The 18,975-nt window shown below is 63.0% G+C and carries 12 protein-coding genes and 1 tRNA gene; 4 read left to right on the top strand and 9 right to left on the bottom strand.

Translation table 11 applies throughout. The features are described 5' to 3' along the window. Positions 1-6 precede the first annotated feature (6 nt). The 6 genes from ABD903_RS06285 to ABD903_RS06260 all read right to left on the bottom strand — a co-directional run bounded on the left by ABD903_RS06285 (position 7) and on the right by ABD903_RS06260 (position 9,476). The gene (locus ABD903_RS06285) at positions 7-657 is read right to left on the bottom strand and encodes an HAD family hydrolase (RefSeq protein ID WP_345222361.1); all 651 of its coding nucleotides are present in this window, start codon (positions 655-657) and stop codon (positions 7-9) included. Between the two features lie 77 nt (positions 658-734). Further along, positions 735-1,907, bottom strand: coding sequence for an MFS transporter (locus ABD903_RS06280; RefSeq protein ID WP_345222359.1), 1,173 nt, complete (start codon positions 1,905-1,907; stop codon positions 735-737). A 190-nt stretch (positions 1,908-2,097) separates the two neighbouring features. After that, on the bottom strand, positions 2,098-5,001 hold the full coding sequence (locus tag ABD903_RS06275; RefSeq protein ID WP_345222357.1) for a family 43 glycosylhydrolase: 2,904 nt from the start codon (positions 4,999-5,001) through the stop codon (positions 2,098-2,100). A 162-nt stretch (positions 5,002-5,163) separates the two neighbouring features. Continuing rightward, on the bottom strand, positions 5,164-6,306 hold the full coding sequence (tal, locus tag ABD903_RS06270) for a transaldolase (RefSeq protein ID WP_345222355.1): 1,143 nt from the start codon (positions 6,304-6,306) through the stop codon (positions 5,164-5,166). Between the two features lie 33 nt (positions 6,307-6,339). Continuing rightward, positions 6,340-8,388, bottom strand: a complete 2,049-nt coding sequence (gene tkt, locus ABD903_RS06265) for a transketolase (RefSeq protein WP_345222353.1) — start codon at positions 8,386-8,388, stop codon at positions 6,340-6,342. 95 nt (positions 8,389-8,483) lie between these two features. Next, a complete protein-coding gene (locus ABD903_RS06260) occupies positions 8,484-9,476 on the bottom strand; it encodes an arabinan endo-1,5-alpha-L-arabinosidase (RefSeq protein ID WP_345222351.1) in 993 nt (330 codons plus the stop codon). Between the two features lie 458 nt (positions 9,477-9,934). Between ABD903_RS06260 and ABD903_RS06255 the strand changes: the two genes are divergently transcribed. After that, positions 9,935-10,807, top strand: a complete 873-nt coding sequence (locus tag ABD903_RS06255; RefSeq protein ID WP_345222350.1) for an RICIN domain-containing protein — start codon at positions 9,935-9,937, stop codon at positions 10,805-10,807. A gap of 378 nt (positions 10,808-11,185) precedes the next feature. Here ABD903_RS06255 and ABD903_RS06250 read toward each other — a convergent pair whose 3' ends face one another. Both ABD903_RS06250 and ABD903_RS06245 read right to left on the bottom strand, forming a co-directional pair. After that, complete coding sequence (locus tag ABD903_RS06250) at positions 11,186-12,166, bottom strand: glycoside hydrolase family 43 protein (RefSeq protein ID WP_345222348.1); 981 nt, start codon at positions 12,164-12,166, stop codon at positions 11,186-11,188. A 12-nt stretch (positions 12,167-12,178) separates the two neighbouring features. Then, positions 12,179-14,275 carry an alpha-L-arabinofuranosidase C-terminal domain-containing protein gene (locus ABD903_RS06245; protein WP_345222346.1) on the bottom strand — a complete coding sequence of 699 codons (2,097 nt, stop codon included), beginning with the start codon at positions 14,273-14,275 and terminating at the stop codon, positions 12,179-12,181. 333 nt (positions 14,276-14,608) lie between these two features. Between ABD903_RS06245 and ABD903_RS06240 the strand changes: the two genes are divergently transcribed. From ABD903_RS06240 to ABD903_RS06230, 3 genes are read left to right on the top strand one after another with little or no spacing between them, the layout of a single operon-like run. After that, a complete protein-coding gene (locus ABD903_RS06240; RefSeq protein ID WP_345222344.1) occupies positions 14,609-15,709 on the top strand; it encodes a LacI family DNA-binding transcriptional regulator in 1,101 nt (366 codons plus the stop codon). A gap of 12 nt (positions 15,710-15,721) precedes the next feature. Next, on the top strand, positions 15,722-16,432 hold the full coding sequence (locus ABD903_RS06235) for a 3'-5' exonuclease (RefSeq protein ID WP_345222342.1): 711 nt from the start codon (positions 15,722-15,724) through the stop codon (positions 16,430-16,432). After that, the gene (locus tag ABD903_RS06230) at positions 16,425-18,329 is read left to right on the top strand and encodes a DUF294 nucleotidyltransferase-like domain-containing protein (protein WP_345222341.1); all 1,905 of its coding nucleotides are present in this window, start codon (positions 16,425-16,427) and stop codon (positions 18,327-18,329) included. The genes ABD903_RS06235 and ABD903_RS06230 overlap by 8 nt, the downstream gene beginning before the upstream one ends. Before the next feature lie 514 nt (positions 18,330-18,843). On the opposite strand, the gene ABD903_RS06225 is transcribed toward ABD903_RS06230, so the two are convergent. Further along, positions 18,844-18,916: transfer RNA gene (locus ABD903_RS06225), tRNA-Gly, on the bottom strand. Positions 18,917-18,975 lie beyond the last annotated feature (59 nt).

The raw sequence follows: 18,975 nt of genomic DNA, 5'->3' as shown, positions 1-18,975 counted from the left end.
CCAACTCTATACCAGCCCCTGGATAAACTCATCAGTAAAGTCCGGGGCAAACTTCAGCACGTTGGGCAGGGCCGTAAACTCGGCCGGGACGTGGGTAGTGGTAAGCACCACGGCATCCATGCCGGCATTGTGGGCGGCCTCCGCGCCCTTGGGCACGTCCTCGAACACGAGGCAGTCGGCGGGCGGCACGCCCAGCAGCTCGGCGGCCTTGAGGAAGGTTTCGGGGTGGGGCTTGCTGATGCTCACATCGTCGGCGCTTACCACGGCCCCGAAGTAGTGGCGCAGGTTGAGGTTGTCGAGCACGAAGTTGATGTTGAAGGGAATGGCGGCCGAGGCAATGGCCATGGGAATGCCCTGCTGATGGGCTTTTTCCAGGAACTCGGGCAGGCCAGGCAGCAGGCGCAGGTGCGGGAAAAAAGCTTCCTGGTAGCGCTTCTCCTTCTCCACCGACAGGCGCACCATCTCATCTTCCGTAAACCGGTCGGGGCCGAACATGCGCACCAGCACTTCCTGGTTTTTGCCGTACATCTGCTGCTTCACCTCGTCCCGACTGAAGCTGCCGCCCAGGTCCTGGTTCAACAGCTGCCGCCAGGCATCGGTGTGGTAGTCCATGTCGTGGATCATGGTGCCGTTCAGGTCGAAAATAAACGCTTTCATCAAGGGAGGAAGAGTTAAAAGAAACGGCAGGGGAGGCGCTGCCGGAATACAAAGGTCCGAATCAAAGACGCAACAGCTCAACCGGCCAGCTTTTGCGGCACGGTCAGGTATGCTTTCCGTGGCCTGCTGCGGGCGGCCAGCAGGCCAATGCCGGCCCCCACCAACGCCACAAAAGCCAGCGAAACCCGCAGGCTGGAAGCCTCGGCGAGAAAGCCAATCAGTGGCGGCCCCAGCAGAAAGCCGGTGAAGCTGATGGACGACACCAGTGCCAGCGCGGGCCCGGGGGCCATACTACCGGCCTGCCCTGCCGCGCTGTACGACAGCGGCACCACCGCGGCGATGCCGAAGCCCACCAGCCCAAAGCCCAGCAGCGCGGGCAGCAGGTAGGGCAATGCCACCGCCAGCAGCAGCCCCACACTGATAAGGGCGCTGCTGAGCTGCAGCACCCGCGTGGCCCCAAAGCGGTGGGTGAGGGCATCGGCGGCAAACCGGCCCAGGGCCATGGTGCCCATGCAGGCCACGTAGCCGCTGGTCACCAGCGCGGGGCCCGGCCGCACCACCCGCTGAAAGTACACGCCCGCCCAGTCGAACATGGTGCCCTCGCAGAGCATGCCGCAGAAGGCAATGAGCCCGATGCGGAGCAGGTAGGGGTCGGGCCGCCGCCAGGCCAGGCCTCCGGCTTCGCGGCCTTCATCGTGCCGCAGCGTGTAGCGGTGGGCCACGCCGATGATGGCCAGCCCCACCGTCATGATTATCAGAAAGTGCGGCAGTGGGCTTAGATGCCAGGAAATGAGCAGCGTGGCAAAGGCGCCACTCAGAAAGCCGGCTAGGCTCCACAAACCGTGAAACGACCCCATGATGGGCCGGTCGTGGTGGGCCTGTACGCCGATGGCCTGGGTGTTGACGGCGATGTTGACTAGGTTGCTGGCCAGGCCAAACAGCGCCAATGCCGGCGCCAACCTCCAGAACCGGTCGGCCAGCCCCAGCAAAGGCAGCGCAACCGAATACAGCCCGGCAGCCAGCAGCAGCACCTGCCGGCTGCCCCAGCGGTGCACCAGCCAGCCGGCCGGCGGCAAGGCCAGCAGCGAGCCTACCGGCACGGCTAGTAGCAGCTGTCCCAGCTCGCCCTCGCTCAACCCAAGCTTCAGGCTGATGTCGGGAATGCGCGAGGCCCAGCTGGCGAAGCACATACCGGCCAGAAAAAACACGGCGCTGATGGCCGCTCTGCTGTGTTGAATCGAGTGGGACATAAGCGGCGGGCCCGGCCGTGGGATACGACCGGGCCCGTTACATAAAGCGTCAGCAAGAACTTGCCCGGCCGTTGAGCCGCAGCTGCAGGAGGGGCGCTTCAGCAAATTCCCACACTCTTTTATTCGGTTCAGTTGCTTCTGGACTTCGATTAGCCCGTCCTGACGCTTTTTTGGTTGATGAATCAAGGGATTATTCCACCGCCAGCCGCTGCGTAAGGGCTCCGCAACGCAGCACGTAGAAGCCCGCCGGAAGGTTTTTCAGCGGCAATTGTGCCTCCTCACCGGGGGCAGGGGCCGGCTGGATATGCACCACCCGGCCTAGGTTGTCGAGAAGCTGCAGTGCCGCGCCCCATTCAGACCGGGTAAGGCGCACGGTCACCGCGGCACGGGCCGGGTTGGGGTAAGCCAATAAAGCGGCCGGCGCAGCTTCCAAGGGTACGGCACGCACGGGGGAGTAGGACACCGAACCGTCTAGGTCGGCCTGCCGCAGACGGTAATACAGCACGGTGGCGTGGGCCGGCAGCTGGCTATCGAGCAGGCTGTAGTGGCGGAGGCGCTGGCTTTCGCCGGCCCCGGCCACGGTTGCAATGGGTTGAAAAGCGTTGCCGTCCGGGCTGCGCTCCACTGTAAAGCCGGCGTTGTTTTTTTCGTAGGCCGTGGCCCAGGTTAGCTGCACGCTGCCCGGGTGGGCGAGGGCCGCGGTGAAGGCGGTCAGCTCCACGGGCAGCGGGGCCTGCGTGCTGCCGAGGGTGAACAAGCCCAGTCCGGCGAGGCCGTTGCGGCTTACCGAGCCGGCGCCCAACACCACTGGCTGTTGGTTTATCCAGGGCCCGGTCGGGCTGCTGGCGGCCTTAAACAAAGCTAGGCTGGTCGACTCAATTCCCTGCAGCTCGTGGTCGAAATAGCTGAAAACTAGGTCCACATTGAGGTTGGTGTTGTTGGCGGCTTGCACGCTGAAGTAGCGGGCAATGCCCTGGCTGCCGCGCACGCCGGTGGGCAGCGTGCCGGTTACGCGGCGCACGGTGGTGCTGCCAGGCAGGCTGCTGCCCTGGGGTGTTAGGGTGAGGCCCAGGCCCCCAAAGGTGCTTCCGACTCCAGCCGTACCGAGCAGGCGGGTGGCTTCCACGTTGCCCAGCACGTAGCTCTGGTCGGTTTCGCTAATGGAAGCTTGGCTGCCCATCCCCACGGTGTAAGCGCCCGTGGTGAGGGTGCCGCCACTCAGGGTCAGCGCCGAGCTGATGGCCAGGTCGCGGTTCAGCAGCACGGTGCCGCTGGGCTTATTCACGGTGAAGGCGGCGAAGCTGGCCGGCGCGCTCCCGCCGATAAGCTGGGTGGCCGCGCCGGTAAAGCTGGCCGGCCCGTTGAGCGTGGCAGCACCGTTGTTGGTCCAGTTGCCGCCTAGCTGCAGGGTAGCCGGGGCATTGAGGGTGAAGGCCGAGCCCGGGGCAATGGTGAGGTTGTTGGCCAGCGCCTGGCCCGAAGTCAGCGCCGGCCGGTTGGCTACGGCCGGGATGTAGGCGTTGTCGGCCGGGCCGGGCACGGCGCCGGCGCTCCAGTTGGCCGCGTCGTGCCAGCTGGTGGAGGCGGCCCCGGTCCAGGTGTTGGGGGCGGTTTCGATGCCCCATTTCTGGCAGGAGCTGCCCGTGTAGTCCCAGATGGCCAGCTGCACCCCGGCCGTGGTGGAGGCGGCGGGCACCTCAATCACGCGGTTCAGCGCGGCGGCCGGGCTCAGCGAAAACGTGCCGTCGGCAGCCCGCTCCACCTTTATTTTCTGGCAGTCGTTGTTAAGCCAGTCCCAGATGCCGAGGGTGGTGCCGTTGGCGTTGGTGCAGAAAGCCAGGTCGGCCACGCGGTTTGCGTTCAGCGCGTTGGCTACTTTGTAGAAGCCGTTGCCCAGGGGCGTGAGGTCCCACTTCTGGCAGGTCAGGTTGGCCCAGCTGCCCTGGGCAATGGTTTCGCCGGCATTGGCCGTGCAGCCCCACGAGTCCCAGGAAAGGCCGCTGTTCTGGTTGGTGATTTTGTAGCGGCCCGCCGCCAGCCAGTCGCGGCTGATAATGGGCCAGCTGGCGGCGTCGTAGCGCAGCGTGGCGATGTCGAGCTTGGCGGCGCCGTTGGCCGTGTTGTCGTAGTAGTGCATCGACACCAGGGGCACGCCGTTGTCGCGCAGCAGGCCGAAGTGCCCGGGCCCGACGTAGCGGCCCGCGCTGCCCAGCACCAGCGTGCCCACCCCACTGAAGCCGGCCGCCGTGGCCTGGGTGTTGGTAGCCGTCAGCGCCATGCCATTCCGGTCCAGGAAGGGGCCCAGCGGGCTGGTGCCCCGGCCTACCACAATCTTGTAGGTGCTGTTGCTGCCCTGGCAGCAGGCGCCGCGGTTGACGAAGAAGTAGTAAAAGCCGTTTTCCTTGACCACGAAGGGTGCTTCCCAGTCGCGGGTGCCGCTGGTGGTGTTGCCGGCCACGCGGGTCGGGGCGGCGTTGGCCACCTTGCGCAGGCCCGTGAGCGGGTTGAGCTCCACCACACCCAGGCCGCCGTTAAACGAGCCGTAGTACAGGTACACCTTGCCGTCGCTATCCTTGAGCAGGGCCGGGTCGATGGCGTTAACGTTGCTGCTGGTCGTCGACGACACCACCATGCCGCGGTCGGTCCACTTGTAGTTGGGCGCCGTGGGGTCGAGGGTAGGGGAGGTGGCCAGGCCAATAACCGAGCGCGGCGAGCCGAACGTGGAGCAGGAGTAGTACAGGTAGTACTGCCCGTTCATGAAAAAGCATTCCGGCGCCCAGAACGTACCCGCGAAATCCGGCACGTAGGTGTTAATCCACGACGGCCAGGTGCCGATGGGGAAAATGGTCTGCGGCCCGGGCGTCCAGTTAATCAGGTCGGTGGAGTAAGCCGCGTAAATGCCGTCGCCGGTGGTAAACATCCAGTACTTGTTGCCGTCCTTGATAAGGCTGCTGGGGTCGTGGCTGCCGCTGGCACCCTGCAGCGCGCAGGCCGGCCGGGCGGCCAGCAGGCCCAGCAGCAAGCACAGGGCGCTAACCCAGGCGCGGGCCGCCCGGGAGAATGAGAAGCTGGAAGAAAGTAAAGCGTGCGTCATAATGGTGGGATTTTGAAATAGGGAAATGAGTAGTAAGTGCCGGCTGAGGCCCAGGCCGGCCGGAAAGCCGGCCTGGGCCGTTAGGGCCGTTCACCGAAGCGGTAGAGATGCTTCACTGCGTTCAGCATGACCGTTCTTTCTTCATCCTATTTGGATAGGCTCTTAGTGGGCGGCAGCAGCCAGGGCCTTTTGGCGCTGCTGCTCCAGCACATCCAGCAGCTTGCCGAAGGGCTCGGTGAACTTCCGGGCGCCCTCGCGCTCCAGCTGCCGGGTCAGGGCTTCCAGGTCGAGGCCCAGCTCGGGCAGGCGGGCCAGCGTGCTGGCCCCATCGGCGTCGCTGAGGCGGGCGGCGGGCTGGCCTTTGGCGCGGTACAAATCCAGGGTTTCTACCGGGATGGTGTTCACCGTGTCGGGGCCGATGAGGGCCTCCACGTACTTCAGGTCGTCGTACTTGGGGTTCTTGTTGCCGGTGCTGGCCCAGAGCAGCCGCTGCGGCCGGGCGCCCTGCGCCTGCAGCGCCGCCCAGCGCGGCCCCTGGAAAATCTGCTGGTACTCGGTGTAGGCCTGGCGGGCGCTGGCAATGGCTACCTCGCCCACCACCGACTGCGCCAGCGCGCCCAGGCGGCCGCCCGCCTCGGCCAGCTTCTCCAGCTGCGGGTCCAGCAGCACGTCGATGCGGCTCAGGAAAAAGCTGGCCACCGAGTCGAGGCGCTGCACCGGCTGCCCGGCCCGCACCCGGTCTTCGAGGCCGGCCAGGAAGGCTTCGGCCACGGCCCGGTAGCGCGCCACGCTGAAAATCAGCGTCACGTTCACGTTCACCCCCGCGGCAATCAGCTGGCGGATGGCGGGCAGGCCGGCCAGCGTGGCGGGCACCTTAATCATCACGTTGGGCCGGTTCACGGCCTGCCAGTAGTGCAGGCCCTCGGCCACGGTGCCGGCGGTGTCGTCAATCAGCTCAGGCGACACTTCCAGGCTCACGTAGCCGTCGCCGCCGCTGTCGGGCCGGTCGTGGAGGGGCCGCAGCAGGTCGCAGGCCCGCTGCACGTCGGCCACGGCCAGCTCGGCGTAAATCTGTCCGGCGCTCAGGCCCCGGGCTGCTAGCTGCTCGATGTCGGCCGCGTAGTCGCTGCTGCCGGCAATGGCCTTTTCAAAGATGGCCGGGTTGGACGTCACGCCCCGCAGCCCGTCTTCGTCGATAAGGCGCTGCAGCTCGCCGTTGTGCAGGATGTTGCGGCGGATGTAGTCGAGCCAGATACTCTGGCCGAAGCTATGGATGGCAACCAGGGGATTGGTGTTCGAAGTCATGCTGTTAGCTGAAATAGGGAGAAGAAAAGCAGGTTAAGGCAGTACCTCTTTGGCCTCAGTCTCGGCGGGCTCGCCTTCGAGCACCAGCCGGGCCTGCCGCACCACATTCTCCACCGAGAAGCCAAACAGGGCCATTACTTCCTCGCCGGGGCCCGACTCGCCGAAGCGGCTGATGGCGATGACCGCGCCCTCGTCGGTGGCGTATTTGTGCCAGCCCATCGGCGAGCCGGCCTCAATGGCCACGCGCTTGCGCACGGCCGGCGGCAGCACCAGCTGCTGGTAGATTTTGGGCTGCTTTTCAAACAGCTCCCACGACGGCATGCTAACCACCCGGGTAGCCACGCCTTCGGCCTGCAGCTTCTGTTGGGCCTCCATGGCCAGCGCCACTTCCGAGCCCGTAGCCAGCAGCAGCAGCTCCGGCTGGCCGCCCTCGGCCTCGCTCAGAATGTAGGCGCCCCGGGCCACGCCCTCGCGGGCCGGGCCGTACCTGGCCTGGTCGAGCACCGGCAGCCTCTGGCGCGAGAGAATCAGCACCACCGGCGACTTGGGCGTGCTCATTGCCACGCGCCAGGCTTCCACGGTTTCGTTGGCGTCGGCCGGCCGTATCACCACGATGTTGGGAATGGTGCGCAAGGCCGCCACGTGCTCCACCGGCTGGTGGGTGGGGCCGTCCTCGCCCAGCCCGATGCTGTCGTGGGTGAACACGAACGTCGCGGCCGACTCCGAAAGCGCCGTGAGTCGGATGGCGCCGCGCATGTAGTCGGAGAAAGTAAGGAAGGTGCCGCCGTAGGTGCGCACGCCGCCGTGCCGGGCCATGCCATTCATGGCGGCGCCCATGGCGTGCTCGCGCACCCCAAACCAGATGTTGCTGTGCTGGTAGCTGCCGGGCTGGAAGCTCACCGCGCCGCTGGTCGGCATCTCGTTCGAGCTGGCCAGGTCGGCCGAGCCACCGAACAGGAAGGGCACGCTCTGCTTGAGCGCGTTCAGCGCCTTGCCCGAGGCTTGGCGGGTGGCCAGGGCGCCGTCGGCGGGCGTAAAGACCGGCAATGAGGCGTCCCAGCCGGCGGGCAGGTCCCCCGCGAACGAAGCATCGAACAGTTCCCACGCTGCCGGATGCTTCTGCTGGTACGCCTCGGTTTGCCGCTGCCACTCGGCCTGGATGGCCGCCCCGCGCTGCCCGGCTTCGGTCAGGTGCGCGCGCACCTCGGCGGGCACCACAAAGGTGGCTTCGGGGTCGAAGCCGAAAAACTCCTTGGCTTTTCTCAGGTTGTCGGGGCCCAGCGGCGAGCCGTGCACCTTGCTGGTGCCTTCCTGCGGGCTGCCGTAGCCGATAATGGTTTTGATGGAAATCAGCGAGGGTCGCTCGTCCTGCTGCGCGGCTCGGATGGCCGCCTCGATGGCGTCGAGGTCGTTGCCGTCGGCCACGCGCTGGGTGTGCCAGCCGTAGGCGTCGAACCGGGCCAGCGCGTCCTCGGTGTAGGAAAGGCTGGTGGGCCCGTCCAGGCAGATGTCGTTGTCGTCGTAGAGGTAGATGAGCTTGCCCAGCTTGAGGTGGCCGGCCAGCGAGGCGGCTTCGGCGGCAATGCCTTCCATCAGGTCGCCGTCGCTCACGATGGCGTAGGTGTAGTGGTTCACCAGCTCCAGGCCGGGCTGGTTGTACACGGCGGCCAGGTGCGCCTCGGCCATGGCCATGCCCACGCCGTTGGCGAAGCCCTGCCCCAGCGGGCCGGTGGTTACCTCCACGCCGGGCGTGATGTTGACCTCGGGGTGGCCCGGCGTGCGGGAGTGCAGCTGCCGGAAGGCTTTCAGATCGTCGAGCGACAGGTCGTAGCCATAGAGGTGCAGCAGGCTGTAAAGCAAAGCCGAGCCATGCCCGGCCGAGAGTACAAACCGGTCCCGGTCGGGCCAGTTGGGGTCCTGGGGGTTGAAGCGCAGGAAACGTGAGAACAGCACATAGGCCATGGGCGCCGCGCCCAACGGCAGGCCGGGGTGGCCGGAGTTGGCGGCCTGCACCATGTCGACCGACAGCAGCCGGATGGTGCTTACGCTCTGCTCGGTAATGGATTTAGGGAGAGTACTCATGAAATATCAGTTCGGTATTAGTCGGTTTTGAAGGAGTGGCTGGGTGTTAAGGTTTGCACAATCGATTGTGTTTCGAGTTATGTAAAGAGAGCTTATTACTTGACGGCATGCTTTACCACCGGCCAGCCCTGCGCGTCCCAGCTCAGGGACTCAATGCGCAGCTTGGAGCGGCCTTTGTCAGTGGCGTCGTAGCCGTGAAACACCAGGTAGTCGGCGTTGTCGAAGGTGTACACCGAGTTGTGGCCGACGCCAAACCAGCTTTTGTTGCCTTCCAGCACCAGCGTGCCGCCGCCCTGCTCCAGGCTTTTGCCGGCCTGGTCGAGGTAGGGGCCGGTCAGGCTTTTGGCGCGGCCCACCACCATCTTGTAGGTGCTTTCGGGGCCGCGGCAGCAGTAGTCGAACGAGGTGAAGAGGTAGTAGTACCCGCCTTTCCGGAAGATGAAGGGGGCTTCGATGGCGCCATCCCCGGGCAGCGAGTCGGTCAGGGCGGGGTTGCGCGGCCGCCGGGCCAGGGTGCGCCACTGCTCGGGCTGGGCTGGGCCGGTAAGGTCTGCCCGCAGCTGCACCAGCTTGATGCCGTCCCAGAACGAGCCGAACGAGAGCCAGGGCTTTCCGGCCTCGTCGCGGACGAGGTTGGGGTCGATGGCGTTCCACATGTCGCGCCCGGGCACTGACTGAATGACGGGGCCTTTGTCTTCCCACTTGTAGTTCGGCGCGCTGGCATCCAAGGTTTTATTCACGGCCAGCCCGATGCAGGAGGTGTTTTTGCCGAAGGCCGAAATGGAGTAGAAAAGGTAGTACAGCCCGTCGTGGTAAGAAATGTCGGGGGCCCAGATGTGGTTGTCGCGAAAGCCCGGCACGGCCTGAACGGCCCAGGCCGGGGCGCTGGCAAAAACCGGCTTTTCGGGCTTCCAGGTTTGCCGGTCGCGCGACGACCACACGGTAATACCCTTGCCGGTGCCGAACATGTAGTACGTCCCGTTTTGCCGGATAAGCACCGGGTCGTGCGCCGGTATCAGGGGCGGGGACTGGCAATGCGCGGCCAAGCCGGCCACGAGCAAAGCCAGAAGGCAAAGCAATGCTTTCATCGGGCTGGTCAAGTAAATAAACGATTGTGCAAATGATTCAAATTCGGAGGTCAGAGTAGCCCCGTGAATACGCGGAGGTCAGCTGAAAGTCTGGGAACTTATGGTCTTGCGTGGATAGAGCACTAAGAAGAAAGTCAGAGCCGAAACAAATTTTGTATTTGAGTAACTATTTGTTTTTAAGTGTAATAGATAAAGGAAGGCATTGGAAACGTGTTCTGTATGCTGACTTTAAAGGTCCATTCTATTCCGAGGCTCTGCTAGGGCCAAGCTCACATTGGCATTGCCTTGCGAACAACAAGGTGAGCAAATATAAAAAAAATCAACACAATCGTTTGTGAAAATGGCTAACCCCCTACCTATATTTGCTTAGGCCTCAGGTGTACTGAGCCACATTGGGCCGGTGCTGCCCCGCAAGCCTTGCGCCCAATTACTCTCACCTTCTTAACCCCGGAACTCCCATGAAAAAAAATGTACTTCTCGGTGCGCTGGCTGCATTCGCCTCGCTGGGCTTCTCCCATCTCGCGAATGCGCAGGGTGCCATCGTCAATGGCGGTACCTACAAAATAACCCGCTACGGCACGGTAGCCGATGGCTCCGCGGCCGCCTTTGGCGTGCCGGCCGGTACGCCACTGTGTATGGATGTCGACCTGGACGCGTCAACCGCCGGCGCCTCTATCGGCCAGTGGGGCGACAACGGCATCAATGCGCAGCGCTTTGTGTTCGAACGGCAGACCGACGGCTCCTATAAGCTGCGGCACCTGGGCACCACCATGTATGTACAAACCGTTGGCCTAGCCAAGGTGGCCGGCACCCAGTTGGAGCAAAACGTGCTGCTGAATGCCAACGACGACGCCCAGCGCTTCTTAATCACCGACCCGGGCAACAACGGCCGCTACAAGTTCACGCTGAAAAACTCGGCCAACGCGGGCGGCGTTTCCCAGGTGCTGGAAGTGGGCTTCGCCAGCCCTGCGCCCGGGGCGCGGATCATCCTCTGGGACGACAACGGCTTCGAGCCCGCCCAGCGCTGGGAGCTGACGCGGACCGTGCTAGCCACCAAAAACGCCGCCGATGCCCTGGTTTGGCTGCAAGCTTACCCCAGCCCCCTGGCCCCGGGCCAGTCCCTGAACCTGAAGATCGAAGCCAAGCGCCGGGGAGAAGCCAAACTGGAAGTGGTCGACATGATCGGCCGTTCGGTTCACTCCCAGCAGGTAGAGCTGCAGGTGGGCGGCAACCCCTTCAAGCTGCACCATACGCCCCTTGCTCCCGGCCTGTATTTGGTGCGCCTGCACCAAGGTGATTTTGTGCAGCAGACGCAGTTCGTGCAGCAGTAGGCTGCGGGTTTGTTCCCTACAGTAAATCAAAAGCGCCCATCTGAAAAGATGGGCGCTTTTTTTGTCCTGGGCATTGCTGCTGAGGTATTTCCGGACCCTTTGCCAACAACTTTCGTACGCTCGACTACTAGGCTGGCCTTGGTACGGAGCAGTTAGCCAAGAGCATGCCCTTATTTGAATCCGACCCATTAGGTTGACTATCGGCACGAAGGAAAGGCGGCCTCTCTACCGGCGGCAATTGGAGCGCGCAATTGGGTCTGTTGTTATGGCGCCTGCCAAATAAAAAGGCCTGTTGCGCAAGCAACAGGCCTTTGGGAATTATGAAAGGTAGGTTATGGCTGAGGAGCCGGTAAGCAAACAGCAGGCCACAAGGGCCGGTTATTTCGCCGCTTTCACGCCTTCGGTCGTCATGGCCACCCGCTGCATCGTGCCGTCCTTGTTGTAGTACAGGTAATCGATGCACACCGAGCGCCGAAAGCTACCGCCGTCGGTTGGAATGGCGCCGTTGTGGTAAATGAAGTAGTCTTTGCCCTTGAAGCTGATAATGGCTTGGTGGTTGGTGTTGGAGTTGCCCGCCACCTCGTTAAGCAGGCCCTTGAACTCCCACGGCCCCTCAATGCTGCGGCTCATGGCATAGGCTATTTTCTCCGGAAACTGGTAGGCGTAGCTCAGGTAGTACCAGCCGCCGCGCTTGTGCACCCAGGGCGCCTCGGTGTAGCCGGGCAGGTTAGCCACCTTATTAATGGGGCCGTCGAGCTCGGTCATGTTGGGCTTAAGTTTGGCCCAGTAGCAGTTGGTGTTGCCCCAGTACAGGTAAGCTTGGCCCTTGTCGTCCACAAAAACCGTGGGGTCGATGTCGTCCCACATGATTTTGCTTTCGGTCATGTTATTAGTAATCAAAGCCGAGCCCCGGGCATCCTTGAAAGGCCCGGTGGGGCTGTCGGCCACGGCCACGCCGATGGACTTGCCCGGCACGGAGCCGTGCTCCACGGTGGCGTACCAGTAGAACTTGCCATTGCGCTCAATCACTTGCGAGGCCCAGGCGTCGTCGCGGGCCCAGGCAAAGGCCTTTACGTTGAGCGGCGACGGGTGCTCTTTCCAGGTCACCATGTCCTGCGACGAGTAGCACAGCCACTCATGCATCACGTAACGCTGCTCCGGGGCGGGTGCTTCGTCGTGCCCGGCGTAGATGTACACGGTGCCGTTATGCACAAGTGCCGCCGGGTCGGCCGTGTACTTGTCGCGGACGATGGGGTTGCCGGCCTTGGGCACCGGGGCGGCCTGGCCCAGCGCCGTCGTGGGCCGCAGGGCCGGGGCAGTAATAAGGCCGGCCAGGAAAAGCAGTTGTAGCGTCTTCATAAAAGCCATGTTTTAACGCTTGCCGGGGATGCGCAGCACCGTGAACGAGTGCGGAGCCAGCGTGTACGCCACGTTCGACGAGGAGACCTTGAACGTCTCGTCTTTGGGCGCCACTTTCTGGGGCTCCTTCAGGCTGTTTTCGGCGTTCAGGTCGGGGCTGGCCAGCACGGTGGCCTTGCCGGTTTTGCCCAGCTTCTTCACGCCGGCCAGGCTGATAGTGACGGGGCGTGCCTCGGCCGAGTAGTTCACCAGCTTCACCACGATTTCGCCGGTGGCGTCGTCGGCCACGGCGCTGCTGAACAGGTTGTCGTCGCCGTTTTTGGCGTTGTTGCCGCGCTGCACGGGCAGCATGGTGGTGCCGCGGTTCACGCCGTAGAGCTTCTGCACGTAGTAATTGGGCGTGCCGTAGGCTTTCAGGTTGTCAAACCAAATCATGTCGGGCGTCCACTGCCAGGCGTCGACGTGCGCGAACAGCGGTGCGTAGGAGGCCATAATCACCTTGTCGGCGTTGCGCTCCAGGCCGGTCATGAAGGCGGCTTCCGAGATGGCGCAGTCCCAGCTGTTCTTGTTGTCGGGGCTGCCGATGGCCACGCTTTGGGCCGCGTACTCGCCGGCGAAGATTTTCGAGCCGGTGGTGGGGTAGTTGTCGTAGCGGCCCGCGTTCTGGCGGAACCACTCGGGCTTGGCGTAGTAATGCTCGTCAATCACCTCGGCCTTCAACTCGCGCAGGCGCTGGCTGGCTTTTTCAAACAGTTCGCCGTCGGGGGCGGGGCCGGCGCTCGACACGATGTTCATGGCCGGGTACCTGGCTTTCACGGCTTTGGCAAACGGCTCGTAGCGCTCCAGGTACTGCGGGCCCCACTGCTCGTTGCCGATGCCGATGTACTTGAGGTTGAACGGGGCCGGGTGACCCATGGCCACGCGCTTGGCGCCCCAGGGGCTGGTGGCCGGGCCGTTGGCAAACTCAATCAAGTCCAGCGCATCCTGAATGAAAACGTCGAGCGAAGGGTCGTCGGCGTGGCTGTGGGCTTCCGCGGCGCTGGGGCCGCGGGTGGCGCTTACCGGGGCCAGCTCGGCCGAGTTGAACTGGCAGGCCATGCCCACGTTCAGAATCGGGACGGGCTCGGCGCCGATGTCCTCGGAAAGCTGGAAGTACTCGTAGAAGCCCAGCCCAAACGACTGGTAGTAATCGGGCGTGAACTTGTGCACAAACTCGGTATTCCAGCGGTTTATCAGCGGCTGGCGGCTGGCCAGCTCGCCGATGGTTTCTTTCCACTGGTAGCGTTCGGCCAGGGTGCGGCCTTCCACGATGCAGCCGCCGGGGAAGCGCAGGAAACCCGGCTGCATGTCCTTGAGCAGCTGCACCAGGTCGGGGCGCATGCCGTTCTCGCGGTTTTTCCAGGTGTCTTTCGGAAACAGCGACACCACGTCGAGGTCGAGCGTGCCGGCGCCTTCCAGCGTCAGCTTCAGGCGGGCCTTGGCGGCGGTGGCCGTAGGCTTGAGCACCACGCTGTACTTTTTCCACTCGCCCGTCAGGCCCTCAATGCGGGTCTGGGCCAGCACGGCGCCGGATAGCGGCGTTTCCGGGCCGGGGCCGCCGGCGCGGCCGGGCTCTTCCAGCGTCACGTTCAGGCCGCTCACGCTGCCGGGGCCGCGCCGCAGGTACACCGAGAAGGTGTATTCGGCGCCCTGCTTCACGCCCATGCCGCGGAAGCCCTCGTTGATAAGGCCGGCGTCGGGGCTGGCCGTGGCGGCCGTCAGGCGCAGGAAGTTGCGGTTGGTGGCGCTGATGGGCTGCTGGCTGATGACGTTGTAGACGGCCAGCGCCGCCGCGCCGCGAATGGCCTTCCAGCCCAGCAGCCGGTCGTCGGTTTCAAACGATTTGTTCTTGACCAGCTCCGGGTACAGGCCACCGTCGGCCGCGAAGTTGATGTCTTCAAAAAACAAGCCGTACATGGTTTTGGCAATGGGCGCGCCGGGCTTGTTTACCTGCACCGTGATGGTGTTGGCGGCCGAGGGCTTGGACTGGGCCGAAGCCGAACCGGCTTGGGAACATAATGCAAGGCCAAAAGCAAGCCGGGCCAAACAGGTGGGAGCGATGGTAGGCATGAGGGAGGAAAGTTAGGTGGGCACGGAGCGAAGCAAACAATTGCGAAAAGCATTGAGGTGAAGCGGGATTCAGCCCAAACCGGTGCGCAACAGATCGGATCCAATAAATTGCTTCGCACAATCGATTGTGTAAAGTAAAAGGAAAAGCTTTATATGTTGATTACCTTTCGCAAAAATTAGGGCATCAAGCGCAACCCAAAGCAGAAAAGTGACCTTTGTCGGACTCTGGTAAACAAAGGCGTGCAACGCCCTCTAACGTCAGCCGGGATTCTGCGCCGCTAAATTTCCCATAACCGTTAACTTTACACAAAGCATTGTGTAATTCCTCCCCCTATGGCTCCTCGAAAAAAACAAGGTGATGGTTCCGACGCTGCTCCGCCGGTATCTATGGCCGACCTGGCCCGTGAGCTAAACGTGTCGATGACGACAGTATCGCGGGCGCTGAGCGACCATTTTAGTATTGGCCCGGCCATGAAACAGAAAGTGCTTAAGCTGGCCAAGAAGTACAATTACCAGCCCAACCGCATGGCCTCGGCCCTGCGCAAAGGCAAAAGCAAGCTGCTGGGCATTGTGGTACCTTACATCGAAGGCCGGTTTTTCCCCTCTGTGGTCCACGGAATCGAAAAGGCCGCCAGCAAGGCCGGCTACAACGTCATCATCTGCCAATCGAACGAAGACGTGGCCCAGGAGCGGCGCAGCCTCGACTCGCTACTCAGCGCCCAGGTGGCCGGGGTGCTCGTGTCGCTTTCGCGTACTACGCTCGACTACCGCCACTTCGATAAGCTGCGGGCCCGGGGCGTGCCGCTTGTCTACTTCGACCGCGTGGTGGAAGGCGAAAGCGTCAACGCCGTGGTGCTCGACGACCGTGAAGGTGGCTACCTCTCCACGCGCCACCTTCTCGACCAAGGGTGCCGGCGCATTGCCCACCTGGCCGGCCCCCAGCACCTGAACATCTACAAAAACCGTCGCCAAGGCTATTTCGATGCCCTGCGTGAAGCCGGCCTGCCGCCGGATGAGGAGCTGATTGTGTACACCGACATGCAGCAGCAGCAGGGCGCCGAAGCCATGCGCCAGCTCCTGGCCCAGCCTAGTCCACCCGATGCGGTGTTTGGCTCGGGCGACTACTGCGCCTTTGGAGCCATGCAGGAGGCCAAGCGCCAGGGCCTGCGCGTCCCCGATGACCTGGCCATTGCCGGCTTCAGCAACGAGTCGTTCACGCTGGTGACCGAGCCGGCCATCACGACCATCGACCAGCGCTGCGAGGAGATGGGCCAGGCCGCTGTGCGCCTCCTGCTGGAGATAATAGAAGCCCAGGGCACGCTGTTCACGCCCCGGCAGGTAGTGTTGCGCCCCGAATTGCTCGTGCGCCCCTCGTCGCAGCGCCGGGTGGAAGTCGCCGAGGCTGTGCCGGTGCTCAACGGCCGCATGTACTAGCCGCCAGCGCGCATGGCCCGAGAGTACCTGCTGTTCATCGACACCGAAACCACCGGGCTGCCCGCCCGCTGGAACCGGCCCTATTCCGATGAACACGCTTGGCCCTGCGTTGCCCAACTGGCATGGCTGGTGTACACCGCCGAGGGGCAGCTGGTGAAAACCGACCAGGACTACCTGCAGATTCCCGAAGGCAGCATGCCGGCGTCGGCCATTGTCATTCACGGCCTAACGCCGGCGTTTCTGCGCGAAAACGGGCAGGAACCTGCGGTTGTTCTTGGCCGGCTGCTTGCGGATCTGGCCACCTTCCGCCCGCGGGTGGTGGGCCATTTTCTGCAGCTCGACTTTCACGTGCTGGGCGCGGCCTTCGCTCGCGCCGCCATGCCCAACCCGCTGCCGGAACTGCCCCAGTTCTGCACCATGCGCCCGCCCTGGCCGGCCCTGCTGCAGGAAGGCCCCGCCCGCTACCTGCGCCTCGATGAGCTGCATGAGCTGCTCTTTGCCGAGCCGGTGGCCGGCTTCCACGACGCCTTCGGCGATGCCACGGCCACGGCCCGCTGCTTCTTTGAGCTGCAGCGCCGCCGGGTGCTCACGCCGGCCATGCTGGCCGAACACCCCCGGCTGAGCGAGCCGGCCGGCCCGGCCGGGTCGCGGCGCTGGTTCGGGACCGTGCTGGCCGTGGGGGGGCTGCTCAGCTCTTTTCTATACTGGCTGGCCCATGGATAATCGTCTCACATTTCTGCGCACCGTCGCGCCGTTCAACCTGCTGCCCGAAGAGGTGCTGCTCGGCGTGGTGGGCTTGCTGGTAGAAGAGCAGCACCCCCGCGAAGCGCTGCTCTACCAGCAGGATATTTCCAAGCTGCGTCACCTCGACATCGTGGTGGAGGGCGAGTACGAAACATTTTTCTACGATAGCGAACAGCACAAGCGCCTGCCCGAAGCTTACGGCCCGGGTACCTGCTACGGCGGCATGTCGATTCTGCTGAACAAGAAACGCTCGCTGCGCACGGTGGTGGTGCACAAGGGCACTCGGGTGCTGCAGCTGCCCCGCCGCGACTTCCGGGCCCTGTGCCAAGCCTACGAGCCCTTCTTCCACTACTTCACGGCCCGCTACGGCGAACGGATGCTCGACGAGGAGTACGCCCACTTCGTGAAGCCGGCCAGCCCCCCCGAGCAGAATTTCCTGGTGGCCGATCAGCTCTTTTCGCGCCGCATCCAAACCCTGGAAGTGCGCCGGCTGGTGACGTGCCCCAGCACCGAGCCCATTTACGAAGCGGCCCGGCGCATGGGCGCCGCCAAAGTCAGCTGCCTCTTTGTAACGGATGCCGCGGGGGGCGTTGTTGGCTATTGCACCGACATCACCATGCGCGACACCGTGGTGGCCCAACGCCGCGATGCTTCCGAGCCGGTGCTGGCCATTGCCGCCACCCCGCTGGTTTCCATCTCCGACCAGGCCTTCGTGTACGAGGCCATCCTGCTCATGTTCCAAACCAAAACCCGCTACCTGCTGGTAGAGCGCGGCACGGAGTACGTGGGCTTTTTGAGCCGCAACAAGCTCCTAAGTGATTTGGCCCAGTCGCCGTTTATGTTTATTCAGGCCGTGAAGCTGGCACAGGGCAGCCCGGAGCTGAAGCGGCGGTGGGAAATGGTGCCCGACATCGTGAACCAGCTGCTGAGCCGGGGCGTGAAGGCCGATATCGTGAACCAGGTGATTTCCACCGTGGCCGACACCATTGCCGTGAAGGTCATTGAGAACGTGATGGCCGAGCGGGGGCCGGCCCCGGCCCGCTTCGTGTTCATGGTGCTGGGCAGCGAAGGCCGGCAAGAGCAAACCCTGCTCACCGACCAGGACAACGCCATTATCTACGAAGACAAGGCCAACGAGCAGCGCGAGCTGGTGCGGGCTTGGTTTCTGCGCTTTGCCACGGAAGTTTCCGACCAGCTCGACCACATTGGCCTGCACCATTGCACCGGCGGCTACATGGCCAAAAACCCCAAGTGGACGCACTCGCTCTCGCATTGGAAGCGCAACTACCACCAGTGGATGAGTGAGTCGAACCCCGAAACAGTGATGCAGTTCGCCACGTTTTTCGACTGCCGCTACCTGTACGGCGAGAAGCCGCTGTTCGACGAGCTGCAGGCCTACCTGCACCAGGAGCTAACCCAGCCCCTCGACCGCTTCCTGTTTTTCATGGCCAAAAACGCCCTGCAATACGAGCCGCCGCTCACGTCGTTCCTGCGCAACTTCCGCACCTTCGAGCAGGCCGGCCAGCAGGTATTCGACCTGAAAAAAGCCATGACGCCCATCGTGGACCTGGTGCGAGTGTATGCGCTGCAACACCAGATTTTTCGCACCAATACGGGCCAACGACTGGCGCAGCTCCAGAAACAAGGCGTGTTCAAGGAACAGCAGTACCGGGAGCTGCTGCAGGCCTACTACTACCTGATGGGCATGCGTTTGCAGCAACAAGCCCGGCAAATTATCAACGACCACTCAGCCCCGACCAACTACGTTGACCCCGTGGCGCTAACTCAGGTCGAACAAGTGACCCTCAAGGAAATATTTAAGGTCATTGCCGATTTTCAATTGAAAATCAAGGTCAATTTTACCAAGAGCTTATAGAGGTGGAGTAGAGGGATGGGAGTCACTCTTCTGTGGCCGGCCAAGGAATTTTGATGGCGGGGCCCGAGCGTCACAATAGGGCCAGCGTAGTTTGATTGGGCCAAGACTGCACATGCCTTCAAGGTAAGAGCCTTTGAGGAGCTAGCTAAAGCAGGCAGCGGTTACAAAACGGCGGGTAACGAAGCGGAAGTTGCAGCCGTCGCGCAGACCGGGGGGCGGGTTGAAAAAGGGGCGCCTCCGCCTAATAAGCACTCCGCTATGTGGCCGCTCATAGCATGGGGCGGTCTTGCTTGGTATGCCGCACAGCAGCAAATGCGGTTTATGCCGAGGGAGTTATAATGTATGCTTTGGCCATAAGCTTTGCAGGAGTAGGAAAAAGAACCGACAGTATGGGTTACTATGAACACCAACTTCCTGATTAACTTGTAAGGAACCGTTCGCATGTTTAAACCAACGTTTAAACCGGAAACAAATCAGCCACTTAGCAGCAATGCTAAGTGGCTGATTATAAGTGAGCGAGAAACGAGGTTCGAACTCGCGACCCTCAGCTTGGGAAGCTGATGCTCTACCAACTGAGCTACTCTCGCGGGGCTTGGTGCAGTAAAAATACGGGATGCAGAGCAATATTCAATTTAGAGTTGCAGTG

The organism is Hymenobacter koreensis, assembly GCF_039541855.1.
GTDB classification, from domain to species: Bacteria; Bacteroidota; Bacteroidia; order Cytophagales; family Hymenobacteraceae; genus Solirubrum; species Solirubrum koreensis.
The sequence above is the reverse complement of the archived record's forward strand: the minus strand, read 5'-3'. Positions and strand labels throughout refer to the sequence as shown.

What these genes read in the sequence shown, in the direction of transcription:
- ABD903_RS06260 (WP_345222351.1), bottom strand. Translation starts at nt 9,476, where the DNA reads ATGAAAGCATTGCTTTGCCTTCTGGCTTTGCTCGTGGCCGGCTTGGCC.
- tkt (WP_345222353.1), bottom strand. Translation starts at nt 8,388, where the DNA reads ATGAGTACTCTCCCTAAATCCATTACCGAGCAGAGCGTAAGCACCATC.
- ABD903_RS06285 (WP_345222361.1), bottom strand. Translation starts at nt 657, where the DNA reads ATGAAAGCGTTTATTTTCGACCTGAACGGCACCATGATCCACGACATG.
- ABD903_RS06235 (WP_345222342.1), top strand. Translation starts at nt 15,722, where the DNA reads ATGGCCCGAGAGTACCTGCTGTTCATCGACACCGAAACCACCGGGCTG.
- ABD903_RS06240 (WP_345222344.1), top strand. Translation starts at nt 14,609, where the DNA reads ATGGCTCCTCGAAAAAAACAAGGTGATGGTTCCGACGCTGCTCCGCCG.
- ABD903_RS06275 (WP_345222357.1), bottom strand. Translation starts at nt 5,001, where the DNA reads ATGACGCACGCTTTACTTTCTTCCAGCTTCTCATTCTCCCGGGCGGCC.
- ABD903_RS06255 (WP_345222350.1), top strand. Translation starts at nt 9,935, where the DNA reads ATGAAAAAAAATGTACTTCTCGGTGCGCTGGCTGCATTCGCCTCGCTG.
- ABD903_RS06250 (WP_345222348.1), bottom strand. Translation starts at nt 12,166, where the DNA reads ATGAAGACGCTACAACTGCTTTTCCTGGCCGGCCTTATTACTGCCCCG.
- ABD903_RS06245 (WP_345222346.1), bottom strand. Translation starts at nt 14,275, where the DNA reads ATGCCTACCATCGCTCCCACCTGTTTGGCCCGGCTTGCTTTTGGCCTT.
- tal (WP_345222355.1), bottom strand. Translation starts at nt 6,306, where the DNA reads ATGACTTCGAACACCAATCCCCTGGTTGCCATCCATAGCTTCGGCCAG.
- ABD903_RS06280 (WP_345222359.1), bottom strand. Translation starts at nt 1,907, where the DNA reads ATGTCCCACTCGATTCAACACAGCAGAGCGGCCATCAGCGCCGTGTTT.
- ABD903_RS06230 (WP_345222341.1), top strand. Translation starts at nt 16,425, where the DNA reads ATGGATAATCGTCTCACATTTCTGCGCACCGTCGCGCCGTTCAACCTG.